We start from the raw sequence: 13,288 nt of genomic DNA, 5'->3' as shown, positions 1-13,288 counted from the left end.
TTAAGCGCAATCCCGCCGCTAACGGCGGGATTTGTTCATGTTTGCAGAGCTAGTTCGCTTAAGTTGAAGCATATTGTATAGTACGTAAGCATGCAGAGGAAACCGAGGCGTTCGCGTTCCGCGAATCGTAAGATTGACAGCAATACAGGTATTCACATTTGCGTCGGCACGCTTCGAATATTACAATGAAAGATAATGCAATCATTCATATCGGTGAAAATAGGTGTAGAGAATGAATCATATACTAGCGTTAAACAATATGCATAGCAACAGAGAAGAGCTGTCTCCTACATACGATCCGTGGGACCCGATTCGTTCGCTTCAGCAGCATGGACGCCATGTGCTGACGAGTGTCGAGATGACGGTATCCAATCTTTGCAATATGCGATGCGAGCATTGTGCAGTGGGCGATACGCTTGTCATGGCGGAGCCTGCCAAAATGCCTCTCGATCTTATGCTTCGCAGACTGGACGAAGTCGAGCATCTGGAGACGATCAGTATCACAGGCGGAGAGCCGTCGTTCTCGGCTGCGACTGTCCGCGATTATATGGTGCCGCTGTTGCGTTATGCACGTAGCCGCGGAATCCGTTCGCAGATCAATTCCAATGTAACGCTTGATTATAAGCGCTATGAGCAGCTTGCGCCTTATCTTGACGTCATGCACATTTCGTTCAACTATACGTCGGCGGATGACTTCCATCAGGTCGGCTTTGCGAGATCGAACCACGCAGTCTCTCGAGACACGGCCGCGCGGATGTACGAGCGCATGATCGACAATGCAAGACGTTTGAGCGAAGCAGGCGTGCTCGTGTCCGCGGAATCGATGATCAATTTCCGTACGCATCACAAAATCGACGAAATCCATCAACTCATTATCGAGATGGGCTGCAAGCGGCACGAGGTGCATCCGATGTATCCGAGCTCCTTCGCGAAAAATTTGCCGATGCTCTCGCGGGAAGAGATGCGGATGGCCATCGAGAAGCTGCTGAATACGCGCGATAAGTCGGTGTGGATGCTGTTCGGCACCCTGCCATTCTTCCGCTGCAGCACGAATGCCGAGGAGCGGCAGCTGCTGGCGCGGCTTGCTTCAGAGCCGAATGTTACGGTGCGCAACGACCCCGACGGCCGCAATCGCTTGAACGTGAATCTGTTCACGGGAGATGTGTTCGTCACCGACTTCTCAGATGTGCCGGCATTCGGGAATATTACGAATGATCGTCTGGACGATGTCTTCGGTCGCTGGTTGAACGGTTCGCTTGCCAAGTCGATCGACTGTCATTGCCCGGCTGCCAGCTGCTGCGGGCCGAACCTGCTCGTGAAGGATATGTATTACCGCGATGATAATTTCCTGGAGCGTTCGGCAATTATAGAGTAAACGCTAGTGCCAGTCTCGGTGAGACGAAGGCGGTAAAGGAGAAATGCCGGCTTGAACCATACGGAATTTATGCCCGGATCGATCATTACAAACTTGCTGATCGTATTGCTGCTCGTCATGTTGAACGCTTTTTTCGTTGCCGCAGAATTTGCGCTTGTGAAGGTGCGTCAGTCTCGGCTGACGCAGCTTGCGAATGAAGGTCATTCACGCGCGAGATATGCCATAAAGGTCAATCGGAAGCTGGATGCGTATTTGTCGGCTACACAGCTCGGCATTACGCTGGCCTCGCTTGGACTTGGCTGGGTTGGCGAACCTGCGATATCGGAGCTGATCGTCGAACCGATTTTCTACAAGCTCGGCGTAACGGATGAGACGATTATTTCAACGCTTTCCGTTGCAATCGGATTTCTCGTCATTACGTTTCTGCACATTGTTCTTGGCGAACTTGCGCCGAAGTCGCTGGCCATTCAGAAATCGGAGAGCGTATCCCTGTGGCTGTCCTGGCCGCTGATGATGTTCCACAAGTTGTTCCTGCCTGCGATCTGGCTGCTTAATGGCACCGCCAATCGACTGCTTCGGCTGGTGGGCGTTCAACCTGCAAGTGAAGGTGAAGGTGTACATACAGAGGAAGAAATTCGCATTCTGATGGATCAGAGTGCGCAGAGCGGTGTCATTGACAAGGACGAGATGACGTTGTTCGATAATATTTTTGAATTCTCAGATCGGCTTGCTCGTGAAGTCATGCTGCCGCGAACCGATATGGACTGCGTCTTCACGGATCAATCGTATGATGAAGTCATCAAGCTGGTGTATAAGACGAAGCATACGCGCTATCCGGTAGGGATCGAAGATAAGGATCAGATTATCGGCTTCGTGCACATTACGGATCTGCTTACCGCGGACAAATCAGCCGGCTACGATATTCGCCGATTCATACGGCCAATCTTAAGCGTGCCGGAATCGATGGAAATTAGCGACGTACTGAAGCTGATGCAGCGCAAGCATTCACAGCTTGCCATCGTTGTCGATGAGTATGGCGGTACAGCCGGCATGCTTACAACGGAGCTTATTCTGGAAGAGATCGTCGGCGAGATTCATGACGAATTCGATACCGAGCAGCCGAGCGTTGTCATCAAAGGGGATATCACTTCGGTTGAAGGCCGGATGCTGATCGAGGATATAAACGACATGTTCAACCTTGACATTACCGACGAGGATGTCGATTCGATCGGCGGCTGGCTGTTTACGAAGCTGGAGGGCGTTCCTGTCGTCGGTAAACGGGTTGATTACGACAGCTACTGGTTCGAGGTAGCCGAATGCGAGCCGCTTCGCGTCTTGCGCGTATCGATTTACAAGAAGAATGACAATGAGAACGTGAACGATAGTGCGGATACAATCGAATGACGGATCGAGCCATAAGCAATGACTGGCAAGCAGTGCGGGAATGATGCCCGCACTGCTTTTTTTGTTTTTCAACATACAGGGGCATATCTTCCATGACATTGGACATACCGCCCAGCACATACGATGAAAAAGAGCAGCTGTGGCTATTAGGAGGAGGTCCTGAGCTTGAATTCAAATGTCAACAACCCCAATGTCGTGAACGCAGCGAATTTGAATGCCAATCCAGCGGGTTATGTGGCAGGCGTTTCCCAAGCAGGCTATCGGGAATGGAGGCCGTTCCGTGGTCCGTTCGATCCTTGCCCGCCAATTCTTGTCAAAACGTACGTTGTGCCGCCGAACCAATACATCACGTTTCAACCGATGAACCTGCCGCAGTTCTCGCTGCAGGAAGCATTATGCAAAGGAACGCTGTGGCCTGCCTTGTACAGTCCGTACGAGTCGAAGTCCGGTAAAGGAAGGTGATCCGCACATGAGCGAGAAGCAGCTGGATGCACAATATTATGCGAAGCTCTTGGAGCTTCAGCAGCTTGATTTTGCGCTAGTCGAGCTGACGCTCTATTTGGATACGCATCCGAATGATTTGCATGCGCTTCAGCAGTTCAACCAGCTTGCCCAGCAACGGCAGCAGGCGGCATATCAATTCGAGATGCAGTATGGGCCATTGCTGCAATTCGGACACAGCTACTCTCGTTTTCCTTGGCAGTGGGTGGAGACGCCTTGGCCTTGGCAGGTATAACAATCGGTGAGCCGATTTTTTGAACACGATCTTGAAAGGGGGCTTTGTACACGATGTGGGTTTATGATAAAAAGCTGCAGTACCCGGTTCGAGTCAGCAAATGCGATCCGATGATGGCTAAGTTTCTGCTGGAACAATACGGTGGGGCAGACGGCGAGCTGGCGGCGGCGCTGCGCTACTTAAATCAACGGTACTCGATTCCGGATAAGGTCATCGGGCTGCTGACGGACATCGGAACGGAAGAATTCGCCCACCTTGAGATGATTGCGACGATGGTGTATAAGCTGACGAAGGACGCCACTGTGGAGCAGTTGAAGGCGGCGGGGCTCGGCGACAATTATGCGCAGCGGGATCACGCCTTGTTCTATGCGAACTCGTCGGGAGTGCCTTGGACGGCTGCCTACATTCAGGCTAAGGGCGACCCGCTTGCCGATTTGTATGAGGATATTGCTGCCGAAGAGAAGGCAAGAGCGACGTATCAATGGCTGATTGATATGACCGATGACGTCGACCTCCAGGATAGCTTGAAGTTTCTGCGGGAGCGCGAGATCGTGCATGCGCTTCGCTTCAAGGAAGCGGTCGAGATCATTAAGGCGGACCGGGAGCAGAAGAAAATATTTTGATGATGCGAATCAACTCACGAGGGCCGCAGAGAGTACTCTGCGGCCCTCGTTATGAACATAGGGAGGGATCAAGATGAACAAGGCCGCTGTGGATGCAGAGCAATCGGCTGCATGGTTTGAGCATCGGTTCTGGCTGCAAATTCTAGGAGATCACAGCAGGTTTATACTGAATGCGCTGTCTCCGAAGGAAACGAATGATGTGCAGCAAGCGCAGCATTGGATTGCTTGCTTCGATTCGCTGCTGTCGCAGGCTCGATATCCTTCCGGCAGTTTGACGCTGGCGGAACTTAATCGGCAGGCGCACACGGCAGCAATGCAGCTTCGGGCATTTAAGTTGTCACTGCTGGAGAGGCTGCTGTTGGGCAAGGTAACAGTGGGCCTTCCGCCGACTTTTTTCAACCATATGGTGAATGAGCTGGATGAATATGTTCGTATTCTGCATGCCTTGCTCGAGGGTAAACCGGTGCCCTTATACGAGCCTCTTCATTATGATATGGTCTGGCTCCCGGACGCTTCGGGTCATGCAGGCTCCATCGTGATGGGGCTGGATCGGGTTGAACGATCGCTAATCGAACGTTATTCGTCATTCGAGAAGCATTTTAATGACCTGTTTCTCAAAGCGGTAGAAATGGCGGGCTATATGCGCACCGGACTTCGTGACTTTCCAGCGTTTCGCCGATTTCATGCCGAGATTGATCTGGAGTTGTCTCTGTTCCGCAAGTTTCTGCAGGAGCTGGAGGAATTGGAGCTGTCAGCCGCGGTGCTCGATACCATTACGCCGCTTATGCCTGATCATATGGCCAGAGAAGAGTGCTATTATTTGACGAAGCTGGCGGCAGTCGGGCTGGTGCCTTCTCCGAATTGTGATCCGGCAAAGCCGAGAGTTGAAGGGTGACGAATCACTAGTTGCGTATCCTGCAAAACAGGCATTCACACTGCTTCTATTGCCTATACCTCCGCGACAAACGCACATAAGCTGGATGAGGATGAAGGCAAAGGAGTGGGTGAGCCTATGATCATTGGCATTGTAGTAACGAGGAGTCACCTGGTCCGAGCGAAAGCGCTGGCACAATCAATCAAACGATTCAACCCCGAAGTAAAGGTCGTTGTCAGTCTGCTGGAACGTTACAACATGCAGGATATAAGCATGTATCCTCACTTTGACGAGGTGGTTCTTGCAAGTCAAACGTGGCTGGGCGATTTCAATCAGGCCATCTTCAAATACAACGCACGGGAAGCATCCAGCTTCTCTAGAGCACTGCTAATCGACTATCTGTTCAATCGATATCCGAATGAGAATCAGATCGTATTGCTCGACAGTGATATGGAGGTTCTCGCACCGCTGCAAGATTTGCGTTCAAGGCTGGAGGAGTGCTCCATCTTGTTAACCCCTCGGCATCTCCGAACAGGTGCCGAATCTGATGATACGCGCGTCGGCGTATACAATGCGGGGTTGGTAGGCGTCAGCCGCACGCCTTCGGGATTGGCTTTCGCACAATGGTGGATGCAGCGGCTGGAGCGTTACAGTTTCCTGGAATATGACGATGAGACGAAGAAACTTCTAGCGGAGCAAAAATGGCTGAACCAGGTCCCGGTATTGTTCGATGGCGTTCAAGTGTTGAAGCATGCCGGCTATAACGTTGCGGATTGGAACTATGATGAGCGGGACATTACGCAGAATGGAGGCAGTCATTACTTAGCTAACGGAGAGACGTTGTACATCAAACATTATCACCGCGTCGAGGATCAAGAGAAGGAAGCAAGCCAACCGGAATACGCAAGTAAGAGGCCTGTGCTTGCTGCGTTGATTAAGCAATATGTAGAACGGTTGGATGCGCTAGGATGGGATCGCACCTATTCGATGCCTTGGAGCTATCAATTTTTCGCGAGCGGAGAACCGATTCAAGACTCAACGCGAATGCTCTATCGCAACAATCTCTTTCTTGAGCAGGAATATCCGAATCCCTATGAGCTGAGTAACGAGTTCTTCGAGTGGGGGATGTTCGGTGAGGTGCCGCCAGTGATTCAATCCCAGGCTGAACCGATGACCAGGTCTGTTCAACCGGGAGTTCTAACGCTATTTGATGTGCCACGAAGGAAGATGCTCCCGCATCATAGGATAACGAAGAAAGGAAAGAAGTCGAGATCGATCCGTAAACGTTCCCGCAGCCGATCATCTGATTCTCTGGTTAAATCAATTCGGGAAGCGAAAGACAGCAGCGTGAAGAAACAGTGGACATGGTCGTTCAGCCATAGAAGGGCGGCTCCATTGTTAATTCATTCGGCGAAACTCCGAAGGAGAGCGGGATCACGATGAGCAGTGAAGCTCCTTCGAACGGGAACCTTTAACGCTGGGTTCATCGGAGTCAAGCGTATTGACGAGTCGAACCGTTTTGTAACCTGGTGGGCGGATCAATGCAATCACAGCAGCTCGCATGAAGTTCATTCCTATCATCAGCCGTGGCTCGATCTCGTACCTGTCCTATTCGATCCATATAGTTTGCGCTATCCGGGCATACGACTATTATTACAATGGCGAACGGGTGACCGAAGCGGCTCGTAACGATTACCGTTCGAGAGAATAGACAGGATCCGGGAGATTCTTATGCGCGGAACAATAAGTATATGTTGGGCGGAGTCGAAGGCCGGAATGCTGCTTCTATGAGCTGAATAATCGAATAGCGGCCGTTCATATATAGGGGGCTGCTTCAGAGAGTCGGGATGACTTTTTGAAGCGGCCCCTCGTATTTTTCCATTCTTTCCCGGCGACAATGGTTAAAGCACAACGTACCTCTAGATCACGGTGAAAGAAGGGAAGTTCGTAATGCGGCGAATGGGAATCGGCGTACAATTGTATACGCTGCGGGATGAGATGGAGAAGGACGTTCAGGGGACGCTTCGCAAAGTGGCAGCTCTTGGCTATGAGGGAGTAGAATTCGCAGGCTACTTCGATGTACCTGCGAAGCAAATGCGAGATTGGCTGGACGAGCTAGGCTTGCAGGCATTCAGTACGCATGTCGGACTTACGCGACTCCGTAATGACCTTCAGGGCGAAATTGCATATGCTATAGCAATAGGAGCAAGATATATGCCCTGCTCGTATATAGAACCAGAGGATCGGCAAAGTGCGGAAGACTGGCGCGGTCTGATCAACTATTTCCGAACAACGGCAGAGGAAGTTAACAAGCAAGGTCTTCAATTTTGCTATCATAATCATGAATTTGAGTTTGAGACGAAGCTGGATGGAATGAGCGTGTACGACCAGTTGTTCGGCCAAATCAGTGAACAAGAAATAAAATCAGAGCTGGACGTTTGCTGGGTGCAATTTGCAGGTGAAGACCCGCTCGCTTATATTCGCCGTTATGCTGGAAGACTGCCGCTTTTGCATTTGAAAGATTTCACGCTCGGTGAAGAGAAACAGATGATTACGCTTCAATTAGGCCAAGGCAAGGTCAATCTTCCGGCTGTGTTGGAGGAAGCAAGCCGTGCAGGTGTTGAATGGCTGATCGTCGAGCAGGATGTATGCCAGAACCCTCCTTTTGAAAGCATTGAGGCGAGTATGCAGTGGCTGAAGGACCATTATCTGACGAAAGTAGGCGTTTCTTCATGACTGAACCGATTCGAGTAGCAGTTATTGGCTGCGGTGCTATCGCAGTTCGTCGTCATATTCCGGAGTATGCGGACAATCCGAATGTGAGGCTCGTTGCTTTCGCCGATCCGAGGCTGGAGCGGGCAGAGGAACAGGCGGCTCGCTTCGGCGCGCGCGCTTTTCATGATTATAGGACGATGCTGGCTGAAGTAGAAGTTGATGCGGTAAGCGTCTGTACGCCGAATCACCTGCATGCGGATGCATCGATTGCAGCGGCAAACGCTGGCGCTCATGTGCTGGTCGAGAAGCCGATGGCAACGAATGAACAAGAAGCGCTCGCGATGATTAAAGCGGCTGAAGATAACGGCGTCCTGCTCATGGTCGGCCATAATCAGCGACTTATGCCGCCGCATGTGAGAGCGAAGGAAGTGCTCGAGTCCGGCAGGCTTGGGCGGGTACTCTCGTTCCGCACTTCATTTGGTCACCCGGGACCGGAAGGCTGGAGTCTGGATGGACGCGACAGCTGGTTTTTCCGTAAGGATGAGGCCGTCATGGGGGCGATGGGCGACCTGGGTGTGCACAAAGCCGATCTGATCCGCTGGCTGCTTGGTGACGAAGTGGCGGACGTCGCAGCTTTCGTGGGAACGCTTCATAAGGAGAACACGGCAGTCGACGATAATGCCACTTGCATTCTGCGTATGAAGAGCGGTGCCATCGGAACGCTTGTCGCCAGCTGGACCTATTATCGCGGCGAGGACAATTCGACGATTCTATGGTGCGAGAATGGCGTTCTGAAGATCGGCACGGACCCTGATCGTCAGGTTATACTCGAACTGCGCGACGGTGCGTCGGAAAATATTGAGGCAGGCGCGATTTCAACGAACGAGAGGCAGCTGCCGAGCTTCGTCATCGAACAATTCGTCGACTGTATCTTGAACAATAAGAAGCCTTTGATTTCGGGGGAAGAGGGACTGAGGTCGCTTAAGGTCATTTTGGCGGCGTTCGAGTCGCAGGAGACCGGCAAAGTCGTTGCTGTCGAAACTTAAAAGGAATAGCTGTGCAGGATATTGAAACCTGTACAGCTATTTTTACGTACATAAGAAGGAATAACCAATGCAGGCTATGTTCACAATAAAAAGACGGTTTATCGCTGAAATCGAACGGTTCTGTTAAAAAATTATGCTTTTGTGCCGATTCATCTCTATGTGAGATTGATATCATACAAAAGTGTTATTTCAGTCTTATGGTCTGGCTATATTATAATGATTTCAGGAATGAATATGATTTTCCTCCATATTGAATTACAAAATCCTAGACGGAGGTCTAACATCCATGTCGACGGACAATAACAAAGAACGCTCTTGGGAAGGTTTTTATGGTCCGAACCTTGGTTACGCACAAGAGCAGTATGAGCGTTATGTGAACGATCCTGCATCTGTTGATGCCGAAACGCGATCAATGTTTGAACGCTGGGGGCAGCCGCCTGCAGCAGAGACGCCGCAAGTCAACACGGCAGGTGCTGGAACGACAATAGGTATGAATTTGGTTAAGAAAGCGGTTGCAGCAGGCAAGCTTGTGGCGAACATTCGCGCGCACGGCCATCTTGCAGCTAACATCGATCCGCTGAACATTGGTCCGGCAGCAGATTCCGGCATGAGCAGCCTCGAGAAATACAACCTTAAAGAGTCTGACCTTACCAACATTCCTGGCGAACTCGTATGGTATAACGCGCCTGCATCGGCCGTCACGGGCGCCGATGCTATTCGTATGCTTCGCAATGCATACACAGGCACAATTGCCTATGAGTTCAGTCATGTGCATGTGCAGGAGGAACGGGACTGGCTGCACGCACAAGCTGAGCGAATTGCCCCTTCCTTCAAGCTGTCCAGCGGCGAGAGTAAGGAGCTGCTTCGCGGCCTGATCGAGGCTGAATCATTCGAAGACTTCCTGCACCGTACGTTCGTCGGTCAGAAGCGCTTCTCCGTTGAAGGCAATGAAGCAACAGTGCCGCTCGTTAACGAACTGGTCAAGCAGCTTGCTAACAACGGTGCGAAGAACATTCTGCTCGGCATGGCGCACCGCGGTCGTCTGAACGTATTGGCGCACGTGCTCGGCAAGCCTTACTCGAAGATCTTCTCGGAGTTCCATCATGCGCCGAACCGCAACCTGGTTCCGTCCGAGGGCTCGATGGGGATCAACTATGGCTGGTCCGGCGACGTAAAATATCACTTGGGTGCGAATCACGAGCTGAAGATGAACGAGACGGTTCAGACGCGCATTACGCTCGCGAACAACCCGAGCCACTTGGAATATGTCAACCCTGTCGTTCACGGCTTCACTCGTGCTGCGCAAGACAACCGCACGCAGCCAGGTTATCCGGTTCAAGACCAGTCCGTTGCAGGAGCAATCGTGCTGCACGGTGACGCTGCATTCCCGGGCGAAGGCATCGTAACTGAAACGCTGAACATTGGACAGCTTCGCGGTTATAACAATGGCGGTTCGATTCACGTCATCGTTAATAACAAAATCGGCTTTACGACGGAAAGCGGAGACTCCCGTTCCACTCATTATTCGAGTGACCCGGCCAAAGGCTTCGAGATCCCTGTTATTCACGTAAATGCCGACGATCCGGAAGCGGCTATTCTGGCAGCTCGCATCGCTACGGGCTACCGTTCGAAATTTAAGAAAGACTTCTTGATCGACCTGATCGGCTACCGTCGATACGGCCATAATGAAACGGACGATCCGGAAACAACGCAGCCAACGATTTATGCGAAGGTTAAAGCGCACAAATCGGTCAGCCATATTTATGGCGACAAGCTCGTAGCACGCGGCATCCTTACGGCAGATGAGATCAACGCCATTCGTGAAGATGTTCAAGCGATTCTCAAAGCAGCTTATGACGAAATGAAAGCTAGCGAGACGAAGGAACAGGTTCAACAGAACACAGACGTTCGCGCTGCTCGTCAGATCGGCAAGATCGCAACAGGCGTTTCGCTTGACCAGCTGCGCACGATCAATACGAACTTGCTGCAATGGCCTAACGAATTCAAAGTATATCCGAAGCTGCAGCGTATTCTGGAGCGTCGTGGAACAGCCTTCAATGAAGGCGAGAAAATCGATTGGAGCCATGCAGAGACGCTTGCGTTCGCAACGATTCTGGCAGAAGGCAAACCAATCCGCATTACGGGTCAAGATGCTGAACGTGCAACGTTCGCGCACCGTAACCTCGTGCTTCACGATGCAGTAACGGGCGACACGTTCTGCCCGCTGCACAAGCTGCCAGAAGCGAAAGCTTCGTTCGCTATCCATAACAGTCCGCTGTCCGAATCCGCTGTACTTGGTTTCGAATATGGCTATAATGTATACTCGCCAGAGACGATGTCGATCTGGGAAGCGCAATTCGGCGACTTCGCGAATACGGCGCAAGTGCTGATCGACCAGTTCATCTCGGCTGGCCGCTCGAAGTGGTCGCAGAAATCGAACCTGATTATGCTGCTGCCGCACGGCTTCGAAGGTCAAGGACCGGAGCACTCCAGTGCACGTCTGGAACGCTTCCTGCAGTTGTCCGGTGAAGAGAACTGGACGGTAGCTTACTTGTCCAGCGCATCGCAGTACTTCCACCTGCTTCGTCGTCAAGCAGCAATCGCAGGCACGGAAGCAGCGCGTCCACTCGTCCTGATGTCGCCTAAGAGCTTGATTCGTAACCCGCGTGTCGCTTCGTCGGCATCGGAGTTCGCAGAAGGAACGGAGTTCCGCACTGTAATCGAGCAGCCAGGTCTTGGCGGCAAGCCGGAGCATGTGAAGCGCATCGTGTTCTGCACAGGCAAGATGGCAATCGATCTGGAAGATGCACTCGACAAATCGGAAGACAAAGATAACGACTGGCTGCACATCGTGCGCATCGAGCAGTTGTATCCATTCCCGCAGCAAGAGATCGAAGCGATCGTTGCGCGTTATCCGAATGCGAAGCAGCTGATCTGGGTACAAGAAGAGCCGCAAAACATGGGCGCTTGGTTCTACATGGAACCTCGTCTGCGTGCTGTAGCTCCGAAAGATGCGAGCGTAAGCTACATCGGCCGTCCAGACCGTTCGAGCCCGGCTACAGGCTTCCAACATGTACATGCGTTCGAGCAGCAGCAAATTATTACATTAACGTTTGACCAAAAACCAAGCTTGACATATAGCAATGGGAGGTAGCAGCAGTGAGTGATATTATCGTACCAGCAATGGGAGAATCGATCACAGAAGGAACGATTTCCAAATGGGTCGTTCAAGAAGGAGCAACAGTTCGTCAAGGTGACGTACTCCTCGAGCTTGAAACGGATAAAGTAAATATCGAGATCGGCGCAGAAGCAGACGGTGTTGTAACGAGCATCCTGAAGCAAGAAGGCGATACGGTCGCAATCGGTGAAGTTATCGGTACAATCGGTGCAGGCTCGGCTGCAGCAGCAGCTCCAGCGGCAGCGCCTGCAGCCAGCGCACCTGCGCCTGCTGCACCGGCAGCGGCTCCTGCGGCAGTTAGCGCGCCAGCAGCAGTAGCTGTTGCAGAACCGTCGCAAGTGAATGCTTCGCCAGCAGCACGCAAGCTGGCACGCGAGAAAGGCATCGATCTGAATGCCGTCGCAACGCGTGATCCAATCGGTCGCGTATACTCCGATGATGTGAAATCGGCATCGAACAAACCAGCAGCTCCGGCGCCTGCAGCAGCACCTGCTCCTGCAGCACCGGCTGCAGCGGTAGCTGGCAAGCCAGCAGAGCGCAAGCGCATGTCGCGCCGCCGTCAGACGATCGCGAAACGTCTGGTAGAAGCACAACATAACGCAGCCATGCTGACGACGTTCAACGAAGTCGATATGACGGCGATCCTGGACGTTCGCAAACGCCGTAAGGACAAGTTCAAAGAGAAACATGACGTCAACCTCGGCTTTATGTCGTTCTTTACCAAAGCTGTCGTAGGCGCGCTCAAAGCGTTCCCGCTGCTCAACGCAGAAATCGACGGCGACGATATTATCGAGAAGCACTACTATGACATCGGTATCGCTGTATCGGCACCGGAAGGTCTCGTCGTTCCTGTCGTACGCGATGCAGACCGTCTCGGCTTCGCAGAGATCGAACGCAACATCGTTGATCTTGCGGTAAAGGCTCGCAACAACTCGCTCAGCCTGTCCGAACTGCAAGGCGGCACGTTCACGATCACGAACGGCGGCGTATTCGGTTCCTTGCTGTCGACGCCTATCCTGAATGCTCCGCAAGTCGGCATTCTCGGTATGCACAAAATCCAGCTCCGTCCAGTTGCAATCGATGCTGAGCGTATGGAGAACCGTCCGATGATGTACATCGCACTGTCCTACGACCACCGCATCGTAGATGGCGCAGGCGCTGTAAGCTTCCTCGTGAAGGTGAAAGAACTGCTCGAAGATCCAGAAACGCTGCTGCTCGAAGGCTAAGCTTAATACCTTCAGCTGCGTGATATAGAAGAAGCCATCCGCTCGTAGTGGTCAAGACCCCATTTTTCGGACATTGAAAAAAGCCCTAGGCTGCAAGCTGGCGTCGGTACT

The 13,288-nt window shown here is 52.1% G+C and carries 11 protein-coding genes; all 11 read left to right on the top strand.

Annotated elements, in window-relative coordinates:
- Nucleotides 1–232 precede the first annotated feature (232 nt).
- Entirely contained in the window at nucleotides 233–1,375 is a 1,143-nt protein-coding gene (gene yfkAB / locus SBI19_RS23405; protein ID WP_317971942.1) for a radical SAM/CxCxxxxC motif protein YfkAB, read from the top strand.
- Nucleotides 1,376–1,444: 69 nt separating this feature from the next.
- Complete coding sequence (locus SBI19_RS23400; RefSeq protein WP_317971975.1) at nucleotides 1,445–2,779, top strand: hemolysin family protein; 1,335 nt, start codon at nucleotides 1,445–1,447, stop codon at nucleotides 2,777–2,779.
- Nucleotides 2,780–3,013: 234 nt separating this feature from the next.
- Nucleotides 3,014–3,241 carry a spore coat associated protein CotJA gene (locus SBI19_RS23395; RefSeq protein WP_317971974.1) on the top strand — a complete coding sequence of 76 codons (228 nt, stop codon included), beginning with the start codon at nucleotides 3,014–3,016 and terminating at the stop codon, nucleotides 3,239–3,241.
- 7 nt (nucleotides 3,242–3,248) lie between these two features.
- Nucleotides 3,249–3,515 carry a spore coat protein CotJB gene (locus SBI19_RS23390; protein WP_317971941.1) on the top strand — a complete coding sequence of 89 codons (267 nt, stop codon included), beginning with the start codon at nucleotides 3,249–3,251 and terminating at the stop codon, nucleotides 3,513–3,515.
- A 53-nt stretch (nucleotides 3,516–3,568) separates the two neighbouring features.
- Nucleotides 3,569–4,138: a manganese catalase family protein gene (locus SBI19_RS23385; protein ID WP_317971940.1), complete on the top strand. Its 570-nt coding sequence runs from the start codon at nucleotides 3,569–3,571 to the stop codon at nucleotides 4,136–4,138.
- A gap of 73 nt (nucleotides 4,139–4,211) precedes the next feature.
- Complete coding sequence (locus SBI19_RS23380; protein WP_317971939.1) at nucleotides 4,212–5,033, top strand: DUF2935 domain-containing protein; 822 nt, start codon at nucleotides 4,212–4,214, stop codon at nucleotides 5,031–5,033.
- A gap of 117 nt (nucleotides 5,034–5,150) precedes the next feature.
- Complete coding sequence (locus SBI19_RS23375) at nucleotides 5,151–6,455, top strand: hypothetical protein (protein ID WP_317971938.1); 1,305 nt, start codon at nucleotides 5,151–5,153, stop codon at nucleotides 6,453–6,455.
- A gap of 507 nt (nucleotides 6,456–6,962) precedes the next feature.
- A complete protein-coding gene (locus tag SBI19_RS23370; RefSeq protein WP_317971937.1) occupies nucleotides 6,963–7,748 on the top strand; it encodes a sugar phosphate isomerase/epimerase family protein in 786 nt (261 codons plus the stop codon).
- The gene (locus SBI19_RS23365; RefSeq protein WP_317971936.1) at nucleotides 7,745–8,773 is read left to right on the top strand and encodes a Gfo/Idh/MocA family protein; all 1,029 of its coding nucleotides are present in this window, start codon (nucleotides 7,745–7,747) and stop codon (nucleotides 8,771–8,773) included. The genes SBI19_RS23370 and SBI19_RS23365 overlap by 4 nt, the downstream gene beginning before the upstream one ends.
- A gap of 286 nt (nucleotides 8,774–9,059) precedes the next feature.
- Nucleotides 9,060–11,927: a 2-oxoglutarate dehydrogenase E1 component gene (locus tag SBI19_RS23360; protein WP_317971935.1), complete on the top strand. Its 2,868-nt coding sequence runs from the start codon at nucleotides 9,060–9,062 to the stop codon at nucleotides 11,925–11,927.
- A gap of 5 nt (nucleotides 11,928–11,932) precedes the next feature.
- Nucleotides 11,933–13,177 carry a 2-oxoglutarate dehydrogenase complex dihydrolipoyllysine-residue succinyltransferase gene (gene odhB / locus SBI19_RS23355; RefSeq protein WP_317971934.1) on the top strand — a complete coding sequence of 415 codons (1,245 nt, stop codon included), beginning with the start codon at nucleotides 11,933–11,935 and terminating at the stop codon, nucleotides 13,175–13,177.
- Nucleotides 13,178–13,288: the final 111 nt, after the last annotated feature.

Origin of the sequence: Paenibacillus sp. CCS19 (assembly GCF_033239625.1) — a bacterium.
Taxonomy (GTDB): domain Bacteria; phylum Bacillota; class Bacilli; order Paenibacillales; family Paenibacillaceae; genus Paenibacillus_T.
This window is presented reverse-complemented; position numbering and strand designations above follow the sequence as displayed.